Genomic DNA, 21,439 nt, shown 5'->3' on the forward strand with positions numbered 1-21,439 from the left:
AAGCCCCTTCTTATTCTTTCATTACAATCCATTTATTCGTTCTACTGTATTTCTTTGGTGAAGTACCAATAATTAAAGGAACCGCATCCAGTTCCTTTCGACGAAAGCCTGCTGTGTAAAAGTAAGAAGAAGATATAGGCGTATCTTGGTCTGATATCGAGGCGAGTACCCTTAATACATTTTGCAAATGTTTCCGATTATCCCCATTTTTTATATGTAGCAAACCGTTATCTTTTACACTATTGATCCATACTTCAAACGAACAGTTTTGCATAAGAAGTTGTTTGCATATACCTGCTGTTAATTCAATTAGTTCCTCTATATCATTTCGCAAAAAAACACCACTTTTATTTTGCAAGTTAAGATAAATCGCGTATTTATCACATTGTGTTCGCTCATACTTTTTCGCAATTATCGTCCCTGTTTTCGCTGTTGCACTCCAGTGGATGGAACGAAAATCTTCATTTTCATAAGACTTTACTCCCATTACTTTCGTTTCATCATATAAGGGTGAAGACATCGCTTTTCGAAATCCTCGTGACCATTCTTGTAATTCAGGAACTTGTATTTCCGGAACAGCTGGTAAGACTAAATAAGAGGGCGTATCAACTTGTTTATATGTTATATGGTTCGTTATAAATCCAAAGAGATCAGTAATAACAATTTCAACTTCTTCCCATTTCGCGATGCCTCTTTTTAACGCTACAGCTTGCAAATCAAATGAAACTGACTCCCTTCCTTTTAAATTAAAATTCATATAATAATTTGAACCTGTACTATGATTTTTGTTTATTTCATCATGATTCCAAGTTAGCTTATTTTCACATTTAAATCTAAATACGATATTAAGAATAGGAAATATCGACTTGTTTGAAATTTTCATTTTGCACATATTCGTTTCACCTATAAAAACATTCGAATTCCCTTGACTGTATTCCCATTCAACACGAGATACTTTACGTATATATACATGCATAGCACCTATTAAAATTACATATAAAAATACGAGAGATAAAAACAGTAGATTACTTGAAAATACACTTAAAATAACGGCTACAACTGACATAACCCCCATTACGAAAGGCTCCGCTAAAGGTGTATACACAAGCTGTTGATTCATCGTACATTCTCCACTGGCACACTAATCGTATGAAGAATTTCTTTCATAATTTGTTCTTTCGTCGTTTTCATCTCTCCCTCAATCGTTAACGTTAAACGATGAGCACAAACTGATGCAGCGAGCGTCTTAATATCATCTGGCGTACAGTAATCTCTTTCATTTAATATTGCCCGTGCTTGAATTGCTCTCATAAATGCCAACGTTCCCCGAGGGCTTACACCAATTTCAATTAACTCATGGTTACGAGTTGCTTCAATAATTTCAAGGAGATAATCTTGCACATCATTCCCTACTAACACTTCTCTTGCACGCTTTTGCATCGTAATAATTTCTTTACTTGAAATAATAGAATGTAACGTTTCTAATGGATCATTCATTTGAAGCCGATTCATCATTTCCTTTTCAGCTTCTCTCTTAGGATAACCTTGGCGTATTGTGAGTAAAAACCGGTCTAACTGAGCATCTGGTAACGGAAATGTGCCAGCAGATTCGAGTGGATTTTGCGTTGCTATAACTAAAAAAGGTTCTGATAATGAATGTGTCTGTTTCGCAATTGTAACAGTACGCTCTTCCATAACCTCAAGTAACGAAGATTGTGTTCTCGGTACAGCTCGATTAATTTCATCCACTAATACGATATTTGCAAAAATAGGACCTAACCTCGTTTTAAAATCCGATTCCTTCACATCAAAATATTCAAGACCAATAACATCTCCAGGCAAAGTATCCGCTGTAAATTGTATTCTTTGAAATTTAGCGTCCACACTTTTAGCCAAACTTTTCGCTAATGTTGTTTTTCCTGTCCCAGGTACATCTTCTAATAAAATATGTCCCCTTGCTATTAGAGCAATGGCTGCTAGTTCTATCGATTCGTCTTTTCCTATAATAACCTTCGAAATATTATTAGTAATTTTCTTTAATGTACTCATATAGTAATCTACCACCTTTTAATTATCTAAAAATTAAGAATATAATTTTCCAAATTATAACATGTAATTCGAAGATGAAATAGAGTGAAAATAAATCTTTTATTTTTTCTTCATTGCACGCACAAAAGCACCTATTGTCGTATATTGACAATGAGGTGCTTAACTCAATCCAACAGCCTTCTTTCCCTCTAATTTTTAGTAACAATACATCCTTTTTTCTGCCACGCGTGCATTGTTTTGAATTAACTAGTAAAATGCATTCTAATATTACATATAATAAAAACCATTTCGATTTGTTCGTTATAGAACTTCCTCTACATCGACACTCTCAATCTTCACTTCATACATATTTGGGATGCTTGCTTCTTTTGGTACCCATGCATAATAATTTTGATCATTCTCTAACATAAATTGAACTAACTTTGTCTCTGATCCATTCCAGAAATTTTTAAGATTATCAATGTAGTCTTCTAAATCTTCTTTATAGTCCAATTGTAATATATAATCTCTTACCGTCAGGGCAAACACAATTAAACTTCCTAATAGATTTTTTTGCTCATTTTCTTCTTCATACTCTTGTGGTAAGAACCACACTTGACCTATTCCTATCGTTTTTTTGTATTTTTCATAAAAACTACAATCATTCATATTCTCATAATCATGTATTAATTCATTGACCAATGAATGCCATTTTGGCGGAATAATATTTTCCAATGCAGGATTATGTTCAATTCCTTCTACTATATCCTCGATTTCTTCTGTCTCATCTTCATAGTGATATTCACTTAGGTCTTTATGCTTAAATTTCATTTCATTTTTATAATGTGCCAAATCATATGGATAATGATTATTATCTTTTAAACTTGTATCATCAAGTCCGAGTATCTTTACTATTGCAGCTGTCTCAAAGCTCCAGTACCCCACATATCCAGGTTCTTTGTGCGCATTTTTCCATTCATAATCATAATGGCCTTTAAACCATTCTTTCTCCATGTACGTTTGTAATCTTTTAGATGCTTCTTTTTTATCTGTTTGTGCAAGTTCTATAATCTCTCTCGTTTTTGCATATGGATTTTCTTTATAATATCTGTTCGTCATGTTTGTGTATCCGATATCACTAGCGCATAAGAGGAAATCAATTACTGCGTCGTTCATATTTTCCTTCTCAACTAGTTTAGCTAAACTTACAAGATTCTTTTTCTCCGTCTCTAATAAAATCCCTAGAGATATCATCCAAATTAGATTTAAATATCCAACTTCTCTTTCCCCTATATGCCCCAAATCAATAAGAGCTTTGTCAAAATCTCCTTCTATTGTATGGATAGCTTCTCCTAGGGAATATTTTGCGTTAATATCCTCTAACTCATAATTAAAATTTAATAGATACCTTCCTTCTATAAGACTTTTATTATCTTTAGCCTTTCTTTGAATACCATTCCTTTCATCTTCTTCAAAACTTTTAATCTCCTCTCTATTTTCCTCAATAAACTCTTTATTATATTCTATTCCTTCTCTACATTTTTCTTCTATACATAAAGGATCTCTCATACTATTCAATTCCTCCTAGTTCCTTAAATTATGGCCATTCTCCAATTATGTCTCCCTTTGCATCTATTCTAAATGTTTTCACATTTCCACTACTATCAACCTTTGATAACACTCTCTCAACTTCCTGATCTTGTAATGCTTTCGTAATCTTTGATGCTAATTTTGCATCTCCATCAACTGCCTTCAATATTCTACTTTTTCGGGTCTTCGCACCATTCAACCAATCATTTGACATTTGTCGTCCATCTTTAGTTTTCCCCAATTGTGAACTACCAAACTTAGCTTCATCAATAACATATTTGATCTTTGATTCTGCATTTGCATTTTCGTATAATCCATCAATTCCTTTTACTATTTTATCATTTATGCCTGATGGTGCACTTTTTCCGACTGGCTTTAAATCAAATCCAGCTTCTTTTAAACTTTGATTATTCAATAAATTGTCACTAGATTTTATTTCACCATAATTCCCTTTTTGCTTATTTGTAGCTGTTTTTGCATCAAAATTATCTACATTTGTGTTTTTGTTACTGCTAGGTTTACCGTTAGCCGCACCCCCACCAGAAGACTGGATTTCTTGAATAGTATCCTTAGTATTTTGAATCGATTTATTCCAAACAAATCTACCATGTACAAAAAGACTTGCCCCAGTAGCTGTTGCTGCTATATCTAATGGAATAACAATTGGTGATGCTAACCCACCAGTTCCTACTTCTGCCACGATAGTTAAGAAATTAGATCCGCCTATGAGCGAGATACCTTCAAACATTTCTAGAATGGACCCGGCTATTTAATAATATTGCCCTGTTTTTTTTAATGTTTTTTGACATTGAAAAACAAACTATATACCTGCAATTGAAGCCTATGTGCATATTCTGTTAGCTTTAATTCATAAAAATAATTTCGATAAATTTATAGCTTACCTTTCAATTAAAAAAGCACTTATTGTCTCAAATAGACAACCAAGTGCTTTAAGTTCATATGTTTTTAAGTAGCATAAATTTGTAAATTTTTGCCCATTCCAAGTCTTTAATATTCGTCGTACAGTAAAATGTCATCTCGCCTAAGCTCGTAATTCTTTTTCTATTCTCTCATTGCACACAGTACTCCACGATGGTACAACCATCATGATCTATGAATTTCAAGAAAGTATCATTATATCCCATGGTTCTATACTTAAGCACACCAACTATTCCTTTAATTTAAGGATTTTCTATATAACTTTCTGCAATATCAATATCATTTGTCATTTCTAATTCTGGAAATTTTCCATCTAATTTTCTTAAGCAATTAATTAGTTCTTTACTTTGTATAATTTCTACTATATCTTCCAAAACTTCACTTATCCAATATAACTCTTCTTTACTACAGTTCTCTAAATATCTTATAGTATTTTCCTCATTTTCTGAGAGAACTTCTATTATTTCATTCCAACTTTTTTGTATCCCATAGTCATCATTCAAATTTAATTTTTTTCTTTCATTTAATATAACTTCCATTTTATTTGCTATATCCATATTAATCCTCCAAACTCTATCTACGGTTGTTTAGTCGCATCTGGAAAAATAGTCCCTATCTCTCCATTTGTTTTTATAACTCCAACCCTAACCCCATTATACTCTCTAAAAATAGCCACACCATTTTCTGTATTCGCAAATCCGGGCAATTCAGCAATCTTAGCACCTGCTGCTGTAATATCAGACTCTGTCCAGCTTTCTGGAAACCATGATTGATTGGAACCTGTTCTTTTTGCTTTCACCTTGTGTCCAGGCACATTACCTACCCTAACACCGTTTTCGTATACTTTATTTATATTATAATCTACATTATTTTTTTCCAAAAATTCAATATTACTTTGTCCATGTCCTCCACCCTTCATTTTTGAAATATCTCCTGTTTTAGGATGTGTTGTAAAGTCACCTACATTTGAATGTTTAATGCTACTTTCGGGTATATTAACCTTGTTAGCCCGACTAGTTCCATTACTGAATCCACCCGTACCCTTACTACCATCTTTAGACTTCGCAAACTTATAATAAGCTTCTATTAATTCGCCTTGAGGTATTTTGGTTACGATAGTTCCACCAATACTAGAGAATGCATAGGAAGCCTCTCTCTTAAATGATTGTAACATTTCAAGCGTAGGCTTCAATTCTTTTGCTAGTTTTACTGCATTAGCAAATGTACTTACTCCACTTGATGCTTTTGCTCCTTTTGTGATATGGCCTACTTTATTTAGTGCCCTATCGCCTAATATTGTGGTAGCTATTTGTGTTAATCCATAGGTAGTCAATTCTGTACGACTCTCTGCATCTCCCTCTATCATATCTCGTTTTATTTTATTTGAAAATGCATGCCACATATTTTTTGCAGTTTCATCCAAATGGAAAAGTGCATAGGTTACATTAATAAAAGTTCCTATGTCCATATTACTTAAAGCTATTGCGGACTCGATTTCATCACCAATAGCTTTCCCCGATCCTCTTTGAATAGCTTCCCACATCTTTTTCGCTGTTTCAAACGTGCCAACTATACTGTCTGTCGCATCGTCCCAAGCATTTCTAACCGGAGATTTCTTCTCAATTATGTTATTTGTTTCTATATCTTTAATTGACTGATCATTTTTTCGAGCTATTTCTTCTATAATCCCCTGAATCGAACTCACCCAATCCATATTCAACCCTTGTGTACTAAACGTACCACTCACAGGACTAAATCCTTTCCCACTTTGCACTTCAGCGAGTCCGGCTGTGATGCTAGCTGCTAATTGGAGAGCGGTGCTGTAGTTGTTGCTGGATGAATGATTGAATTCATATAAATGCTCTAGTTTTTCTTCCAGTTTTTTTCTCATTGCACCTAATACCGTTACAATTGCACCTACTCCGGGCATTGGTGTAAGTACTTCTATTGCTTCTATACTTGTAATCGATTGATTAATTCCCCTTATTTGTTCTCTTATTTCTTGTTCAATCACATCTGTCGAAGCAACTTTCGCTTGGAACTCATTTGGAAATGCTTCATTTTGGCGAATTAATTCTTCACATAAGCATATGATTCCTTGCGCTAATGGCCGAAATGTTTGGACAAGGTAGGCTTTTGCACTACTGTATGTTTGTCCTTGTAATACTGTGTCTATCGCAAATGCATCAATAGATTGAATGGCTTGTTCCATACTTTGAATCGTAGCATTACATATAGCGTTCATACTTTGAGTTTGACTTTGTACTTCTCCCAAATACATGTTTAAACTCATGTATTGGCCTCCCTTTGTAGTTGCTGCTGTTCATAGGAAAGGTCGTTTTCTTTCTCACTGAGATGCCGTTTTTCTTTAAGCAACGTCTCTTTTTCAATTTCTAATTCGAATGTAAGTTTTCTTTCATACTGTCCGATTTCTTGCCGCATATTCGTAAAAAGGTGAAACACTTCTTTGTCGCCGTGCCAAGTTTCTATTATTCGGTTAAATAAACGATTACTTCTATTTTTCCATTCATGAAAACTAGCCTCAGCTCGTTCTTGATTTTGCAGCGCGATTCGGTTTTCATTTTGTTCTTCAAATATAATTCGTAATTTTTGATTACATTGATTGATTCTCGTTTCAATTTCTTGACTCATCTTTTCTCCCTACCTTTTCCCCTTTACGTAGGTTGTTACATTATTGAAAAGTCTTTTGAAGTCCTGTATCCATTTTCTCAAATTCATTTGCTACGGAATGGATATTATCAATTGTTTGTTGAAAAGCAGTACAAAATTGTTTCGTGATCTGTAAATTTTGTTGATTTGCTTCTTGTGCTTTAAAGTTCACAGATAGTGTAGTACGCGTTGCTTTATTTATAGAACGACTAGTAGCACTTTGCATTCTATCTGAAGCAGTTCTCATTTTCGTTGCAAGTTGTGTTGCCGTATGCAAATTACTTTGAAATTCTCCCATTACTTACTCCCCTCTACCTTTTATTTACAAGAAAATTATACCACGGAAAAATATCCCAATAAACCGAATGTTCGAATTTAACATACAATTCACCACAGTTACTGAGGATACGAGCAACACTTATCAATCAACATAACTGAGTCCAAAATGGATTCTACTTATACAAAAAAGATGACTTCAGCCATATGATATGATCCCCTTATAGTAGACAGTTGAAAGAAAGTTACTTTACTGTTTATTATGGAGGGGATTTTTTATGGGGAAAATTAGAAGAACTTTTTCAATTGATTTTAAAATGAAAGCTATTGAATTGTACTCACATAGAGGAATTGGAAGCAAATTAATTGGAAAGGAATTAGGAGTTACATATTCAGTTATAGATAGATGGATTAAAAAATATGAAAATGAGGGGATTCTGGGCCTACAAGAAAAACGTGGAAGATCTAAACAAACAAATGAAGTCAGTCAAGACGCTAGAATACAACGATTAGAAGCGGAAAACGCATACTTAAAAAAGCTATTAGCTACGAAAAAGGAGATGAGGTCAACAAAAGTAAATCAGTAGAATACGAAGTCATTCATACCTTAAAACAGAACTTTTCAATTGTATTGCTTTGTGAAATTGCAGGTGTTTCAAGAAGTGGATATTATAAGTGGGAAAAAAGAATCAACGATCCCTCTGAAAAGATGAAAGAGGATCAATTTATCATGTCTAAAATAGTAGAATGCGAACGAGATCCAGATATAAATGGAAGCTATGGTTACCGAAGAATTTGTATATGGCTCAAAAAGTATTATGGTTTACAGATAAATCACAAAAGAGTATATCGTTTAATGAGGAAAATGGGGATACAAGCTAAGATTCGAAAGAAAAAGTGGAAGCATTTTGGTTTAAAAGAACAATGCGTCGTGTCGGAAAATCTGTTAAACAGAGAGTTTTCAACTACAAGACCAAATGAAAAATGGGTTACAGATATAACCTATCTTACCTTTAACAATAAGCGCATATATCTTTCCGTGATACTAGACCTTTACAATAACGAAGTTGTGGCCTACCAAATGAGCGAATACAACAATTTAAAATTAGTTACAGACACAGTCAATAAAGCCTTAAGAAAAAGAAAAGTCCACGAAACAGTATTACATAGCGACCGAGGTTATCAGTATACGTCAAAAAAATATAACCAATTACTTAAAAAGCACAAAATAACTGTGAGTATGTCTAGGAAGGGAAATTGTTACGATAATGCATGTATAGAGAGTTTTTTTAGTCATTTTAAGGCAGAATGCTTTTATAGACATACGTTTCATGAAAAAGCAGAAGTTTTTAAGGCTACTAAAAGATATATGGGCTATTACAATAACAAAAGATTTCAAAAAAGATTAAACAACCTTAGTCCTATTGAATTTGGAACTAAGGCTGCTTAATGAAAAGACACCTAATCTATTACTGTCTACTTGACAGGGGTAAGACCAATATGCTAAAGTCATCTTTTTCTACCTTATTATTTTACTAACTCTCCATTATAAGCTTTTATATCAAGAGGAGCAGTTAAAAATTGTGCTGCTTTACTAACGAAAGATGTGAAGTGTTCACTCGTATTATGGCTCGCAACTGCTGCTTCATCTTTCCATACTTCTACCATCGTATAAACATTTTCTTTTTCTGTATCTTTATATAAGTCATAAGATACATTTCCACTTTCTTCTCTTGAACCATGAAGTAATGGTTGAACTTCTTCTAAAAATGTTTGTTGTTTCGCTGGATCTACTTGAAATGTTGCGTGAATAATAATCATGGTGTTTCCCCTCTCATATTTCACTTATTTCTTTTGAAATTACTTCCACTCAGCAACTTTTTCAACTGGAAGACGTACTGATTGGTAACCACTGTCTGCAGCTTTTCCGATTGAAATTAACATAACTGGCACATAGCGTTCTTCATCTAATCCGAACGCTTCAGCGATTTGGTCTTTTTCAAAACCACCAATTGGACAAGTATCATAACCGTGAGCACGAGCTGCTAGCATAAATTGCATTGCTACAAGACCACCGTCAATTAATACTGTATCTTTCATTACTTCTGGTGTAACCATTGAGAAGTAAGCTGAAAGTTTTTTCATCTGGTCTTCTTTTACTTCTGCTGGCATGAAACCGCGCTCTACTGCTGTACCGTAAATTTCTTCTGCGTTATCAAAGTTGTTTAAATCACCAAATAAAGCGATCATTGCTGAAGATGTTTCTACTTGAGATTGATTGAATTTCGCAAGTGGCGCAAGTGTTGCTTTCGCTTCGTCACTTTCAATCACTACGAATCTCCATGGTTGCATATTTACTGAAGATGGTGCAAGTGTTGCTTCTGTAAGAATTTCTGTCATTTCTTCTTTGCTAATTTTCACTGAAGGGTCGTACTTACGAATTGAACGACGTCCTGTTAAAATTTCGTTAAAATCATTTATTTTTACTGAGTTAGTCATAGTTGTATTCTCCCTTTTTTATAATTCTTTTATATTTTCTTGAATGTGATTTAACATATTTAAAAGATTATCGCGTTCTTCCTCACTTAATCCTTTAAATGCAGATGCTGCAAAACGTTCTTTTTCCTCTTGAAACGCCTGAATTTTATTTCGTCCCTCTTCAGTAAGAGAAACTAACGTAATTCTGTTATCGTCTGGATTTTTACGTCTTACAATCATTCCGTTTGCTTCTAGTTGTTTTAAATGCCTCGTTATCGCAGCATTATCAATGTTCACTTCTTGCTGAAGTGCTTTTTGACTAATTTCACCTACTTCAAATAATTGAAGTATAAGCTCTAATCGAGACTGGCTCATACCCGTACACCCTTCAAATTTCGAACTTACTTCTTTATTTAGAAAGTGTAATTTATATAAAATAATCGCTTCTTTTGAGCATGAACTTGTCAAATTACCCCTCCTTTACAATCAAAATAAAAACATTTGATGTATCAATAGTTGATATGTCAATTAATATAATCTATATCGATTTAGAATGCAAGCATTTTGTTTTTATTTTATTTTTTCCAAATTAAGGCGCTTTGTCTCGTTACAAATAATGTTAATTGCACTATAATAGTAATAATTTAAATGACTGGAGAGTGATTGTAATGCGGCAATACACAAATAGAAATGAGGAAATGAAAATGGAAAATGAAATGAGGATATTCATAAATGACAACAATAAATATAGGGATTGTTGCGCACGTAGACGCTGGCAAGACGAGTTTGACTGAACGTATTCTTTATGAAACAAATGTGATTAAAGAAATTGGCCGAGTAGATAGTGGTAATACACAAACTGACTCAATGGAATTAGAAAGACAACGCGGAATTACGATTAAAGCATCTGTCGTTTCTTTCTTTATTGATGATGTAAAAGTAAATGTCATTGATACACCTGGACACGCTGATTTTATCGCTGAAGTGGAGCGATCATTCCGCGTTCTAGACGGTGCGATTTTAGTTATCTCTGCTGTTGAAGGTGTGCAAGCACAAACAAAAATTTTAATGCGAACATTACAGAAACTAAACATACCGACTATTTTATTCGTTAATAAAATTGATCGTAGTGGCGCAAACACTGAAAAAGTTATGAAACAAATAAAAGAGGTTCTTTCAAATGAAGCATTCCCCTTCTACTCTGTTCTAAACGAAGGAACGAAAGAAGCCCGGATCATTGAATACAAATCATATGACGATTGTATGGAACTGTTAGCACCATTTAATGAATCGTTACTTGAATCATATGTAAATAACGAAATAATACCGGACGCACTATTAAGAGAAAAAATAGAACAGCAAATACAGCAAGCAAATGTGTATCCAATCTTTTTCGGTTCAGCAATGACAGGTATAGGAGTAACTGAAATACTTGAAAAACTTCCGGCCCTAATGCCAGCTCTTACATCGGCACAAGAGGAACCATTATCCGGTGTTGTTTTTAAAATTGAACGTGAACCTTCTGGAGAAAAGGTTGCTTATATAAGAGTTTTTTCAGGTAGCTTACATGTTAGAAAATATGTTGATATACAACGCGATGAGTCTCTACCACATAAAGAAAAGATTAAAAAAATGTGTATGTTTCATAGCGGAAATGCTGTTCAATCTACTATCGTTCCTAGCGGAGAATTTTGCAAAGTGTGGGGACTGAATGATATAAAAATTGGTGATATTATCGGTGAACGTACGGATTATATAAAAGATATTCACTTTGCCGAACCACAAATGGAAGCAGCGATTGATGCGGTACCTAAAGAGCGAATTCATGATTTATACGCTGCACTTATGGAACTCTGTGAAGAAGATCCACTCATTAAAGTGTGGAAAGATGATGTTCATAATGAACTTTATATTCGCCTTTTCGGTGAAGTACAAAAAGAGGTTATCGAAACAACACTTTATGATAAATATAACTTACAGGTTACTTTCTCAAATACGCGAGTTGTATGTATTGAAAAGCCAATTGGCATTGGGAATTCCGTTGAAGTCATGGGTGAAAAAGCGAATCCATTTTACGCAACAATTGGTTTTAAAATTGAACGTGGTGAACTTAACTCTGGCATAACGTATAAATTAGGTGTTGAGCTTGGTTCATTGCCTTTAGCATTTCATAAAGCAATTGAAGATACAGTATTTCAAACGTTAAAACAAGGTTTATATGGTTGGGAAGTTACGGATGTTATGGTCACGTTAACACATACTGGTTATGCTAGTCCTGTTACAACAGCGAGTGACTTTAGAAATTTGACACCGATCGTATTAATGGATGCTTTAAAGCAAGCTGAAACATATGTATATGAACCAGTAAATAAGTTTGAATTAACTGTACCGGAGCAGGCAATTAGTACCGCAATGTATAAGCTCGCTGCCGTTCCAGCAACTTTTGCAGAGCCTATATTATATAATGATTCTTACCAATTAACAGGATCATTACCTGTTGCGAAAACAGAGAATTTTAAACGCATGCTTCATTCATTTACAGAAGGAGAAGGCATATTTACAACGAAGCCAGCTGGTTTCACAAAGCTTATGGCTCCCTTCCCTACTCGAAAACGTGTTGATTATAATCCGCTGAATCGTAAGGATTATTTACTTCATGTTTTGAAGGCTTATTAAAGTAAAAGAGGTGCAATTCGCACCTCTTTTGCATGTATTAATAGGTTAGTTTGTCCTAACAACTTCTTTAAGTTTTCCTATTATTTTCGCTATAGCCTCAATTGAATTCTCTGTTTCATATTCCCCAACATTTACAGAATGATTTGCATTTTTGACAACATCAATCGTTAAATTCGTTTTATATAACTGATCAATTTGATTTGCATTGTATTGGTGATCTTTATCCCCAATTACTAAAAGCCCTTCGTGACTACTATGTAAAATAGAATCAAAAATGGAATCAAAAGTTAGTAAAGGTGTAAGTACTATCATTTTTGACTGTAAAAAATCGTCTCTCCTCATTAAATCATTTGCAATCGGAATTGTTCCAAGTGACTTCCCTAAAAACATCGTCTCGTTGTACTGCTCATCTTTTAATACTTCATTTATTACCGGATTAATATCATCCATCATTACTTTCGTTACTTCTTCTATTGGTTTACTCATTACCTGTTCGTCGTAAGAATAATGAATATGTACAACATCAATTTTATGTTCAAGCATAAGCATCGTTGCGTAATAAAATAACGGCTTATCATAATTGTATCCTGAACCTGAAAACATAAAGCAAACCGTACTAGAACCTTTTTCGATATGTGTGTAACGAATTACTTTGTCATTTATATGTACCTCTTTTTTAGTCCCCTTCACCGTTTTCTCCTCCGAATACGTTTACTTTTGTAATACGATATGTTCTGTGTGAACTGATACATCCTTTACTTTCTCTTTTATAAATGCAGGCTGTAAGTTATATGTATGCAGTTCTTCTACTGGCACCCATCTAAACAAATACGTTCTACCCTCTTCTTCCAAAATATATTGATCCGCTCCATTCGCAGGTAACTCATGTAGCTCTACTTCATAATAAAAACTAATCTCATGAAACTTTCGCTCAGAAAGTGTAAAGAAATTTTCTACTGACCATATTAATCTTTTCCCTTTAATAGGAACGCCTAGTTCTTCTGCAAGTTCTCGTTTTAACGCATCTTCACTATTTTCTAGCATTTTCACTCTTCCGCCTGGTACATACCAATAGTCTTCCCCTTTGTTTTGAAGAATAAGTATTTTATTATCATGTTTACAAATTGCTCCAACGCGGTAATTAAAACATGTTTCCTCAACTTTAAACGTAAGATCCATCCGTAACGCCCCCTTATATAAATATCGAATTATTACAAAACAATTATGTAATTACTGTACAAATAAGGTTACTAAATTTATCCACTCCATTCAATGGTTTTTGAATTTTCTAAACTATTATTTTTCATCATTACAAGTGTATATACATATGTTACAATCATATTGCACACTAGAAAACATTATGGGGGTACGGATGGAAACGTTATTAATCCAGCAAACTGAGAAATCAAATAAGTTTTGGAAAATCGTTGTGAAAGAAAAAGACTATGTTGTGTTTTACGGAAAAATTGGCACAGCTGGCAGTGTGAAAGCGAAAGAGTTTGAAACAGAAGAAGAATGTATGAATGAAGCTAATAAACTAGTTGCTTCCAAACGTAAAAAAGGATATACAGACCCGTTACCTGGGGAAGATTACATAAAAGAAAAAACGATAACCGAAGAAGAATTTTGGGAGCTACTTCATCGTGCAAAAACGAAAGATGAGGACCAAGAAGAACAAATAGAATGGCTTACTTCTCACCTTGCTAAACGTACAGTACATGAAATTGTAGCTTTTGATACGCATATGCATCGCCTTTTGAAAGACTCCTATACCTCCCGTTTATGGGCAGCAGCCTATATTATTATGGGTGGCTGTTCAGATGATACTTTCGATTACTTCCGCGGATGGTTATTATATCAAGGAAAAGAGACATACGAAGCTTGTATTGAAGATCCAGAACGATTAATTCCTGTATTAGAAAATTTGAGTGAGTATGACGTCCCAGAAATAGAAGAACTTTCTTTATATTTCGGTTTCACTGTATATGCAGAAAAAACTGGTGACGAAGATGATACTTACTTTACACTTTACCATGTCTTATCTAATGAAGAATTCGACGATGTAGATTTTGAATTTGACTGGAATGAAGACGATGAAGAAGGTTTAAAAAAGATGTTTCCTAAGCTATGGGAACTGTATGGAGAAGAACCGTTTGAGTGGTAGATTAATTATTCGTGAAAAAATGCCTTGTTTCTTTAGTAACAAGGCATTTTTTTTGATACTATATTTAAATTATCATCTTTCCACTCTCCCACCACTCCATAAAAGTCTTTAAAGAAGGAGCAATCCACGATCTACTACCATTTTCATGGTTCCATACGTATATATCATCGCTTTGCACTATCCCATTCAAAATGGAATAGCCAAACAAATCACAATTTCCGTCATCAGCAAAAAAATAATAAACAGTCAAAAGGCATATATAAATCCTTAAAATCAACTATATTCAAAGAGCTCCTCTAAATTTATTGATACCATTTTTCTAACAATTCCTTTTCCCTTTCCCTTGAAATACCTGCTTTTAATTCCCATTCGTCCACACTCTTCATCCACTCATACACATCTGTAACTGTATGTTCTAACCTTCTAAAAGTAAGTCCTTCTTTAACAGCACTTTCAATACTAATTGAAAATCCACCTTTCCACGGCTTCGTTTCACCTTCTAATGAAAAAGTTTCTGGAAGCCATAAAGGCATCTCTGTCCAAGGCTGCACATTATGTTCACTCATAAATGATTCGTCTACCCAAACAAATTCAGCATCGCTATTCGTAACCTTTTTACACGTATTTAATAGCTCTTCCATCGTCAATTCATCATTCGGACCTGTTATATTAAATGTTCCTGCTTTATTATGTTCTGCCATATTTAGCCCCCATCTCGCGACATCTTTTATATCAACTAATTGCACGGGACGAATTTTTCTTCCTGGTACTAATACTTTCCCACCCTTTGCTACACGCCCGATCCAGTATGGAAGTCGATCTGTATAATCGAACATTCCTGAAAGAAGTCCTGCTCTTACGTGTAAAACACGCCCCGGCCAATACTTCTCTGCTTCTTTTTCGCATAATACTTTCAGCGCACCATAATGCTCATAAGGAGATATTTCACCATTCTCTACAGCCTTTATTTGCTCTTCCGTCGGTTCAGGTTGTAATATATAGTCTTCTTTTATGTCATGCGGAATCCAATCTTTATATACGGAAAGGCTTGAGATGAATATATAGTGTTCAATATTATCTTTAAGTACTTCTCCAACATTTCTAATGTGATGCGGAGAAAACCCACATGTATCCACAACAACATCCCATTTTCGATTTTCTAAACTTGATACATCACCATTTCTGTCACCGATCAGCTGCTCCACTTCAGGAAAAACTTCTTTGTTTGTTCCGCGGTTAAATAACGTAACTTCATGCCCTCTCTGTAAAGCCTCATCTACAAATGCTCTTCCTAAAAATCGTGTACCGCCTAGAATTAATATCTTCATAGTTCTCCCCCATTCGTGATTAATAACCCTTCCTAATGTTTAACGATTTTTTATTGAGGAAAGTTACGGGGAGCGTTTAAATTTTTCTACAAGCTCACCATTACTCTGTTAAAAGTATATACTCTTTGATTAATCTCCATCTATCATTTGCTTCTGGCACAACTTCAGAAGCCATCACCACCACCAATTCCTTCTCTGGAATACAACAAATCATATTCCCCCCATCACCCATTGCACAGTATGAAAAGATTCCATCTTCTTCTCGTAACCACCATAAGTAACCATATTGATTTGGGTTCATTTCTGTCGATTCTTTTATCCATGATTTTGATAGTATTTGTTTTCCATTATGAATACCTTCATTCAAATACATCTGTGCAAACTTCGCCATATCTCTAACCGTTAACGTTAGTCCCCAGCCGCCCGTCGAAATACCATTTGGATCGTGAACCCATCCTTTCACATCTTTTCCGAATAAGTCATCAAATCCAAATGCTTTCATATTGTAGTTTGGAATTTCTCTCATGCCGAGTGGCTGAAATAAGTATTCATTCGCAAATTCACGCGCATTTTTTCCTGTTGCGTTCGTTATGATCGCTGATAGTATATGAGCTCCTGCAGATGAATATTTAAAAGATCCAATTTCTCCGCCCTTTCCTATCCTATTTAACGTATATTGTATCCAATCTTGTTGTGTACATAGTTCTTCTAACGGTTCCTGCCAGTCTACGAATGGATGTGGAGCTGTCATCGTTAGAAGATGGCTTACTGTTACTTCAGATGAATTAACGTTATATTCCAGGAAAAATTCTATTACTCTTTGATCAACGCTTTTTATATAGCCCTTATCTATACATCTCCCAATTAGCGCAGAGATTATCGTTTTTGTGACTGACGCTATGTGAAATGCATCATCTGGACCGTAACCGTTATAATATTTTTCAAAAATAACATTACCTTTCTGCACTACTAACATACCATTCATATTTTCATATTCTTCTTTTATAATCTGATCTAACTTTTCAGCAGTTTTCATTATTCCTTCCCCTTTAACCTATAATTAAAAAGGTTCGATAGGTACATATATATCAACTATATGTTTATGCTTTGGATGCTGCTTTGGATCATTTTTATATACTTCAAAAGGATACGAATCTCTCGGTTTATATCCGCTATTTGGAAGCCACTCACCGTATATAAAGTCCCATGCTCCTTTATATTCATCTTGGCATATTTCAAAATGTCCTACTGCATACTTTCCAGAAGGTATTACCATTATTCCAACGTCGTTCGTTTCTACTGTGGATTCATCTGAAATTGTTACACATAGACTTGTTCTTAAATCATAGTCCTCAGTAAATTCATGATGATCGTGGTAAATGGTTAATACTTTCGTATCCTCAAATACATGATAGTTTTGCTTAGCTGCGTAATGAAATAATTTCTCTATCATTTTCGGAAAAGCTATAGTTAACTCTTCATATGTACCGATATGTCTTATGTATGCGACGTTTATATTGTCTGCTGTTACAATTTCAACATTTCCTCGAACCTTCTTACATTCATTGTATTGAGGAATTCCCCTTACGTCTTTGCAATTCTTGCTATTGTCGTTTCGATATTGAGACGGACTTACACCGTAATAATTTTTAAATGTTCGGGAGAAAACTGCTGAATCTGTGAATCCGAAGTGATACGCAATATCTGTAATCGTCATATCTGTCCGATATGTAAGTAGATGTGTTGCCCTTTCTAACTTCAATCGGTTTACATACCGTGATAATGACTCGTTTACTATCCCCTTAAAAATCCGATGAAAATGATACTTTGAAAATCCTGCTACATCCGCTAACTCTTCAATTGAAAGTGAATCATTTATGTTTGATTCTATATAATCTTGCACTTTATAAATGCGTCGTAAGTATTCATTTCTACTTTGTTTACTCTCCATACTTTTAGCTCCTCACAACAAAAAGAACCATCCTAGAATACTTTTAGGACGGCTTTCTATTCGTAATAGATTCTTCCATATTTTATTGTTAAATCGATATAATTTCACTATATTTTTTAAGCTGATGGTAATGTGGCGTTATCCTAATTTAATTTAAAGAAATAACTATTTTTTTATAGCCCTACGCAAGTTAATAATATTATTGGGATTTAGCTCCCATTGTCTCATAAGTTCTCTTTGTCTTGTTTTTAAGTCTTCAAATGGTTCTTCCACCATGTCGATTTTATTAAATTTCCCTTCGAAAACTAAAGCATTTTTTATCTTTTTATATCCACCAAAACCTAAGTCATCATTTAGTAACCAGACTACTCTCTGTATTTTTGCAAATAAAATACCACCTGTACACATTGGACACGGTTCCAACGTGCTATAAATAGTAAACCTCTCATTTTTTATTTTTGCATCAAACATTGCTTCCCCTGCATTGCGAATAGCGTCTAACTCTGCGTGAGCTGTTATGTCTTTTTCTGGATGCACTCTATTCCTTCCTCTTGCAATGACATTATTATTTCCATCAACAATAACTGCTCCTACTGGATATGTGTTTTCTTTTAATGCCTTTTCTGCTTCTTCCAATGCCATCTGTAAAAAATATCTATCCCTCTCAAAATTCATATAGATCCCTCTTTTTTAGATGAAATTATGTTATGGAAATTCCTTTCGACTATCATACTAGCTTCTATCAAGCTAACAAAGTCAGCTATTCTTTATGCAACGGATAACATTTTCATATACATTTAACTCAGTGGGTTTTGGTAAAGCTTATTTTTCTACACATTTTTCAAAAATAAAACTCTACTACCGCCATTCCCATCATAATTTGTATGTACCGATACACCTTCTATCTCATCATCTCCAGCTTCAATTTGAAAGCCAATCTCCCTATGAAACTGTATCGATTTTTTATTAACCGGTGACGTGATTGCTTTTATAACTTTACGATTGTTTGCACGAGCTACATCGAAGAAATAAGAATACAATGTCGATGCGATTCCTCTTCTTCTATACTTCGGATTTACTCCAATAAAATGAACGTACGCTTCCTCTTTATGCGTTTGTGAGAAGAATCCGCATAAGAAACCTAACGTTCCTCCCTCTTCTTCAATGATAAAACTCGTTTCCTGAAAATGGACGAAGAACAATTTTGGCAACATACTAGCCATATCTCTCCCGCCCCACCATTCATTTAATACGGAATGAATCTTTTCATAATCTTCCCCTTGGATGTTTCTTACTCGCATATGTTTCTCCCTCTCACTCACTTCATTTTTTCATAAATTTTAATGACTGTTTCTACTAAAAGGATGAATACCCATATCCCGCAAAATACAAGAATAGACTGGAATAAAGAACCTAGCATAACAATACTTATTAAACCTAATTCTGGGCCTGAAATGGACATTTCATCAAATCCTATATTATGTATAAATGGACCGGTTGAAAAAGCCATTAAAATAGATGCTATTAAATAAATCACACTCATTATTTTTAATATTTTTATAGAAAGATACGAAGTTTGTTCTTGCTCCACTTGTGATAATTCGATTTCACCGCTCGCAATACCTTTTTGTAAACAGTCCTCACATAGAAATTCTTCCTTAATTTTTTTACCACCGTGCAATGTACCTGTAATTTCTTTACAGCGCGAACACTTTCGATTTATCATTTTGTTATCACTCCAATCTCGTAAGATTATACTTATACAATTCTATTTTTACCTTATTATTCCTTTTGTGTATTTTATAGAGAGGTGACTTGTTTTATGATATCTAAACTTATTTTTGGTTATAAAAAGCCTACTGAGCAATATGTATTACGGCCTAGTTGTTATGCAATTATTTTTAACTCAACTTCTTCAAACATTGCTATTATCCAAAAAGGAGACCGTTATTTTTTACCTGGTGGCGGTATGGAAGGTACCGAAACAAAAGATGAATGCTTACATCGTGAACTACTAGAGGAATTAGGATGGGCAATTGAAATTCATCAATATATCGGTAATGCAATGCGATATTTTTATGCGGAAAAAGAAGATACTTATTATTTAAACGATGGGTTCTTTTATACTGCGAACATGGTGCAGACACAAACTGAAAACTGTGAGGAAGATCATGTTTTGCGGTGAATGTCTCCTTTACTTGCTGTAGAGCTTCTCATTCATGATCATCAAAAATGGGCTGTTGAACAAGCGCTTTTATTACAAAAACAAAAAGGATCTCCTTCTATATGAAAGAGATCCTTTTTATTGTTAACTTACTTTTTTCAAATTGAGAGCTGGCTTTTTGATTCCGCCTTTTTTTACAACATATAAACCGATGAAGATAATAAGCCCGCCAACTAGTTGCATCAAGTTAATTTGCTCTCCAATGGTTACTGCCGCAAAGATCACTGCAAACAATGGCACAAGATACATATAAACCATTACTTTCGTTGAACCTATTTGACTAATGCCAACATACCACATTGCAAGTCCGAAGATTGTCGCAAAGACGATTGAATATGCTAGTGAGCCCCAGCTTGGCGTATCTACTGGCCACGTTAATGTGTTTACGTTGAATAAACAGTATATAACGAGAGGTACAATTCCAATTAAAGTAGACCATGATGTGACCCTCATTGCGGAATATTTTGTAATAAGAGGTTGTGCTAAAATTGGGTACCATCCCCACGCAATTGCTGCGACTAATCCAATTATATTTCCGAGCCATGCATACTCGTAAGTAGCTCCTCCCGTATGCCCTGTTAACAACACGAATGCTGCACCAACAAAGGCCACTATTGAACCAATTTGTACTTTCATCGAAAAACGTTCTTGTTTGTGCAATACTGCTAATATTCCTGTAAAAATAGGTGACATCGCAATTAATAATGAGGCGTTCGTTGCTGAAGTATATTTCACGGATAGCATAAACATCGTTTGATACATTGTCGTACCAACGATACCGACTGCTACTATTCGTAGCCAATCTTTTCTTTCAATACGTAATGAGCGTTCCATCATAAAAGTAATAAGCAATAATACCGGTGATGCTACTAAAAATCGTAAGCTATTAAATTGAATGGATGACATAAATGCCACGCCATACTTTCCTATTGTATAATTTGCTCCCCATACTAATGCAACTGATACTAGGAGCCATTCCATTTGCCATCGTTTCATCCGAATCTCCCCTTCCCTATTTAGCATAGTAAAATTGGCTGGATATAACACCGTCCAATTGGCTGTTTTTTTCCCCAGCCAATTTGCTATACTTGATGTATATAAGAGATACGGAGGCG

Annotated in this window: 23 protein-coding genes and 3 pseudogenes; 5 read left to right on the forward strand and 21 right to left on the reverse strand. The window is 34.5% G+C overall.

Annotated features, from left to right (window positions below; genetic code table 11):
* Positions 1-10: 10 nt before the first annotated feature.
* The 8 genes and pseudogenes from ACUN13_RS17215 to ACUN13_RS17250 form a co-directional block, all read right to left on the reverse strand.
* Positions 11-1,120: a DUF58 domain-containing protein gene (locus ACUN13_RS17215; protein ID WP_444877152.1), complete on the reverse strand. Its 1,110-nt coding sequence runs from the start codon at positions 1,118-1,120 to the stop codon at positions 11-13.
* Positions 1,117-2,049, reverse strand: a complete 933-nt coding sequence (locus ACUN13_RS17220) for an AAA family ATPase (RefSeq protein ID WP_445423887.1) — start codon at positions 2,047-2,049, stop codon at positions 1,117-1,119. Before ACUN13_RS17220 ends, ACUN13_RS17215 begins: the two co-directional genes overlap by 4 nt.
* A 300-nt stretch (positions 2,050-2,349) precedes the next feature.
* Positions 2,350-3,597: a PoNi-like cognate immunity protein gene (locus ACUN13_RS17225; RefSeq protein WP_444877154.1), complete on the reverse strand. Its 1,248-nt coding sequence runs from the start codon at positions 3,595-3,597 to the stop codon at positions 2,350-2,352.
* A gap of 28 nt (positions 3,598-3,625) precedes the next feature.
* Positions 3,626-4,387: pseudogene (locus ACUN13_RS17230) on the reverse strand (hypothetical protein); the annotation flags it as partial.
* A gap of 412 nt (positions 4,388-4,799) precedes the next feature.
* On the reverse strand, positions 4,800-5,114 hold the full coding sequence (locus ACUN13_RS17235) for a hypothetical protein (protein WP_000350220.1): 315 nt from the start codon (positions 5,112-5,114) through the stop codon (positions 4,800-4,802).
* A gap of 20 nt (positions 5,115-5,134) precedes the next feature.
* Positions 5,135-6,850, reverse strand: a complete 1,716-nt coding sequence (locus ACUN13_RS17240; protein WP_444877155.1) for an EndoU domain-containing protein — start codon at positions 6,848-6,850, stop codon at positions 5,135-5,137.
* Complete coding sequence (locus tag ACUN13_RS17245; RefSeq protein ID WP_444877156.1) at positions 6,847-7,209, reverse strand: DUF3958 family protein; 363 nt, start codon at positions 7,207-7,209, stop codon at positions 6,847-6,849. Before ACUN13_RS17245 ends, ACUN13_RS17240 begins: the two co-directional genes overlap by 4 nt.
* Before the next feature lie 40 nt (positions 7,210-7,249).
* A complete protein-coding gene (locus tag ACUN13_RS17250) occupies positions 7,250-7,525 on the reverse strand; it encodes a TIGR04197 family type VII secretion effector (RefSeq protein ID WP_017763328.1) in 276 nt (91 codons plus the stop codon).
* Positions 7,526-7,781: 256 nt separating this feature from the next.
* Between ACUN13_RS17250 and ACUN13_RS17255 the strand changes: the two genes are divergently transcribed.
* On the forward strand, positions 7,782-8,090 hold the full coding sequence (locus ACUN13_RS17255; RefSeq protein ID WP_000516502.1) for a helix-turn-helix domain-containing protein: 309 nt from the start codon (positions 7,782-7,784) through the stop codon (positions 8,088-8,090).
* Positions 8,045-8,953: an IS3 family transposase gene (locus tag ACUN13_RS17260; RefSeq protein ID WP_445423914.1), complete on the forward strand. Its 909-nt coding sequence runs from the start codon at positions 8,045-8,047 to the stop codon at positions 8,951-8,953. Before ACUN13_RS17255 ends, ACUN13_RS17260 begins: the two co-directional genes overlap by 46 nt.
* A 77-nt stretch (positions 8,954-9,030) precedes the next feature.
* Here ACUN13_RS17260 and ACUN13_RS17265 read toward each other — a convergent pair whose 3' ends face one another.
* The 3 genes from ACUN13_RS17265 to ACUN13_RS17275 are packed head-to-tail and all read right to left on the reverse strand — an operon-like array spanning position 9,031 to position 10,449.
* On the reverse strand, positions 9,031-9,324 hold the full coding sequence (locus ACUN13_RS17265; protein WP_257115433.1) for a putative quinol monooxygenase: 294 nt from the start codon (positions 9,322-9,324) through the stop codon (positions 9,031-9,033).
* A 39-nt stretch (positions 9,325-9,363) separates the two neighbouring features.
* The gene (locus ACUN13_RS17270; RefSeq protein ID WP_445423888.1) at positions 9,364-10,002 is read right to left on the reverse strand and encodes a nitroreductase family protein; all 639 of its coding nucleotides are present in this window, start codon (positions 10,000-10,002) and stop codon (positions 9,364-9,366) included.
* 18 nt (positions 10,003-10,020) lie between these two features.
* Complete coding sequence (locus tag ACUN13_RS17275) at positions 10,021-10,449, reverse strand: MarR family winged helix-turn-helix transcriptional regulator (protein ID WP_000204166.1); 429 nt, start codon at positions 10,447-10,449, stop codon at positions 10,021-10,023.
* Between the two features lie 264 nt (positions 10,450-10,713).
* Between ACUN13_RS17275 and ACUN13_RS17280 the strand changes: the two genes are divergently transcribed.
* Positions 10,714-12,657: an elongation factor G gene (locus ACUN13_RS17280; protein WP_257115435.1), complete on the forward strand. Its 1,944-nt coding sequence runs from the start codon at positions 10,714-10,716 to the stop codon at positions 12,655-12,657.
* Between the two features lie 45 nt (positions 12,658-12,702).
* Here the strand turns inward: ACUN13_RS17280 and ACUN13_RS17285 are convergent, their stop codons facing one another.
* Positions 12,703-13,347, reverse strand: coding sequence for an alpha/beta hydrolase (locus ACUN13_RS17285; protein ID WP_257115436.1), 645 nt, complete (start codon positions 13,345-13,347; stop codon positions 12,703-12,705).
* 21 nt (positions 13,348-13,368) lie between these two features.
* Positions 13,369-13,836, reverse strand: a complete 468-nt coding sequence (locus ACUN13_RS17290) for an NUDIX hydrolase (protein WP_257115437.1) — start codon at positions 13,834-13,836, stop codon at positions 13,369-13,371.
* Positions 13,837-14,029: 193 nt separating this feature from the next.
* Between ACUN13_RS17290 and ACUN13_RS17295 the strand changes: the two genes are divergently transcribed.
* A complete protein-coding gene (locus ACUN13_RS17295) occupies positions 14,030-14,821 on the forward strand; it encodes a DUF4240 domain-containing protein (RefSeq protein ID WP_257115438.1) in 792 nt (263 codons plus the stop codon).
* A 64-nt stretch (positions 14,822-14,885) separates the two neighbouring features.
* On the opposite strand, the pseudogene ACUN13_RS17300 reads toward ACUN13_RS17295, so the two are convergent.
* From ACUN13_RS17300 to ACUN13_RS17330, 7 genes and pseudogenes are all read right to left on the reverse strand, one after another.
* Positions 14,886-15,105 (reverse strand): annotated as a pseudogene (locus ACUN13_RS17300) (SMI1/KNR4 family protein); the annotation flags it as partial.
* A gap of 18 nt (positions 15,106-15,123) precedes the next feature.
* Positions 15,124-16,149 carry an SDR family oxidoreductase gene (locus tag ACUN13_RS17305; RefSeq protein WP_257115439.1) on the reverse strand — a complete coding sequence of 342 codons (1,026 nt, stop codon included), beginning with the start codon at positions 16,147-16,149 and terminating at the stop codon, positions 15,124-15,126.
* Between the two features lie 100 nt (positions 16,150-16,249).
* The gene (locus tag ACUN13_RS17310) at positions 16,250-17,185 is read right to left on the reverse strand and encodes a serine hydrolase domain-containing protein (RefSeq protein ID WP_257115440.1); all 936 of its coding nucleotides are present in this window, start codon (positions 17,183-17,185) and stop codon (positions 16,250-16,252) included.
* 24 nt (positions 17,186-17,209) lie between these two features.
* The gene (locus tag ACUN13_RS17315; protein ID WP_257115441.1) at positions 17,210-18,100 is read right to left on the reverse strand and encodes an AraC family transcriptional regulator; all 891 of its coding nucleotides are present in this window, start codon (positions 18,098-18,100) and stop codon (positions 17,210-17,212) included.
* Positions 18,101-18,265: 165 nt separating this feature from the next.
* Positions 18,266-18,775 (reverse strand): nucleoside deaminase, encoded by a 510-nt coding sequence (locus ACUN13_RS17320; protein ID WP_001008618.1) that lies wholly within the window; start codon positions 18,773-18,775, stop codon positions 18,266-18,268.
* Between the two features lie 155 nt (positions 18,776-18,930).
* A complete protein-coding gene (locus ACUN13_RS17325; RefSeq protein ID WP_006927581.1) occupies positions 18,931-19,401 on the reverse strand; it encodes a GNAT family N-acetyltransferase in 471 nt (156 codons plus the stop codon).
* 17 nt (positions 19,402-19,418) lie between these two features.
* Positions 19,419-19,826 carry a DUF3980 domain-containing protein gene (locus ACUN13_RS17330; RefSeq protein ID WP_063536728.1) on the reverse strand — a complete coding sequence of 136 codons (408 nt, stop codon included), beginning with the start codon at positions 19,824-19,826 and terminating at the stop codon, positions 19,419-19,421.
* Positions 19,827-19,922: 96 nt separating this feature from the next.
* On the opposite strand from ACUN13_RS17330, the pseudogene ACUN13_RS17335 reads away from it, so the two are divergent.
* Positions 19,923-20,390 (forward strand): annotated as a pseudogene (locus tag ACUN13_RS17335) (NUDIX hydrolase).
* A gap of 18 nt (positions 20,391-20,408) precedes the next feature.
* On the opposite strand, the gene ACUN13_RS17340 reads toward ACUN13_RS17335, so the two are convergent.
* Positions 20,409-21,320, reverse strand: a complete 912-nt coding sequence (locus ACUN13_RS17340; protein ID WP_257115442.1) for a DMT family transporter — start codon at positions 21,318-21,320, stop codon at positions 20,409-20,411.
* Positions 21,321-21,439: the final 119 nt, after the last annotated feature.

It is taken from the genome of Bacillus cereus group sp. Bce041 (genome assembly GCF_052646455.1).

What these genes read in the sequence shown, in the direction of transcription:
- ACUN13_RS17245 (WP_444877156.1), bottom strand. Translation starts at nt 7,209, where the DNA reads ATGAGTCAAGAAATTGAAACGAGAATCAATCAATGTAATCAAAAATTA.
- ACUN13_RS17270 (WP_445423888.1), bottom strand. Translation starts at nt 10,002, where the DNA reads ATGACTAACTCAGTAAAAATAAATGATTTTAACGAAATTTTAACAGGA.
- ACUN13_RS17265 (WP_257115433.1), bottom strand. Translation starts at nt 9,324, where the DNA reads ATGATTATTATTCACGCAACATTTCAAGTAGATCCAGCGAAACAACAA.
- ACUN13_RS17235 (WP_000350220.1), bottom strand. Translation starts at nt 5,114, where the DNA reads ATGGATATAGCAAATAAAATGGAAGTTATATTAAATGAAAGAAAAAAA.
- ACUN13_RS17255 (WP_000516502.1), top strand. Translation starts at nt 7,782, where the DNA reads ATGGGGAAAATTAGAAGAACTTTTTCAATTGATTTTAAAATGAAAGCT.
- ACUN13_RS17315 (WP_257115441.1), bottom strand. Translation starts at nt 18,100, where the DNA reads ATGGAGAGTAAACAAAGTAGAAATGAATACTTACGACGCATTTATAAA.
- ACUN13_RS17250 (WP_017763328.1), bottom strand. Translation starts at nt 7,525, where the DNA reads ATGGGAGAATTTCAAAGTAATTTGCATACGGCAACACAACTTGCAACG.
- ACUN13_RS17325 (WP_006927581.1), bottom strand. Translation starts at nt 19,401, where the DNA reads ATGCGAGTAAGAAACATCCAAGGGGAAGATTATGAAAAGATTCATTCC.
- ACUN13_RS17330 (WP_063536728.1), bottom strand. Translation starts at nt 19,826, where the DNA reads ATGATAAATCGAAAGTGTTCGCGCTGTAAAGAAATTACAGGTACATTG.
- ACUN13_RS17240 (WP_444877155.1), bottom strand. Translation starts at nt 6,850, where the DNA reads ATGAGTTTAAACATGTATTTGGGAGAAGTACAAAGTCAAACTCAAAGT.
- ACUN13_RS17220 (WP_445423887.1), bottom strand. Translation starts at nt 2,049, where the DNA reads ATGAGTACATTAAAGAAAATTACTAATAATATTTCGAAGGTTATTATA.
- ACUN13_RS17340 (WP_257115442.1), bottom strand. Translation starts at nt 21,320, where the DNA reads ATGAAACGATGGCAAATGGAATGGCTCCTAGTATCAGTTGCATTAGTA.
- ACUN13_RS17320 (WP_001008618.1), bottom strand. Translation starts at nt 18,775, where the DNA reads ATGAATTTTGAGAGGGATAGATATTTTTTACAGATGGCATTGGAAGAA.
- ACUN13_RS17280 (WP_257115435.1), top strand. Translation starts at nt 10,714, where the DNA reads ATGACAACAATAAATATAGGGATTGTTGCGCACGTAGACGCTGGCAAG.
- ACUN13_RS17215 (WP_444877152.1), bottom strand. Translation starts at nt 1,120, where the DNA reads ATGAATCAACAGCTTGTGTATACACCTTTAGCGGAGCCTTTCGTAATG.
- ACUN13_RS17225 (WP_444877154.1), bottom strand. Translation starts at nt 3,597, where the DNA reads ATGAGAGATCCTTTATGTATAGAAGAAAAATGTAGAGAAGGAATAGAA.
- ACUN13_RS17305 (WP_257115439.1), bottom strand. Translation starts at nt 16,149, where the DNA reads ATGAAGATATTAATTCTAGGCGGTACACGATTTTTAGGAAGAGCATTT.
- ACUN13_RS17290 (WP_257115437.1), bottom strand. Translation starts at nt 13,836, where the DNA reads ATGGATCTTACGTTTAAAGTTGAGGAAACATGTTTTAATTACCGCGTT.
- ACUN13_RS17295 (WP_257115438.1), top strand. Translation starts at nt 14,030, where the DNA reads ATGGAAACGTTATTAATCCAGCAAACTGAGAAATCAAATAAGTTTTGG.
- ACUN13_RS17310 (WP_257115440.1), bottom strand. Translation starts at nt 17,185, where the DNA reads ATGAAAACTGCTGAAAAGTTAGATCAGATTATAAAAGAAGAATATGAA.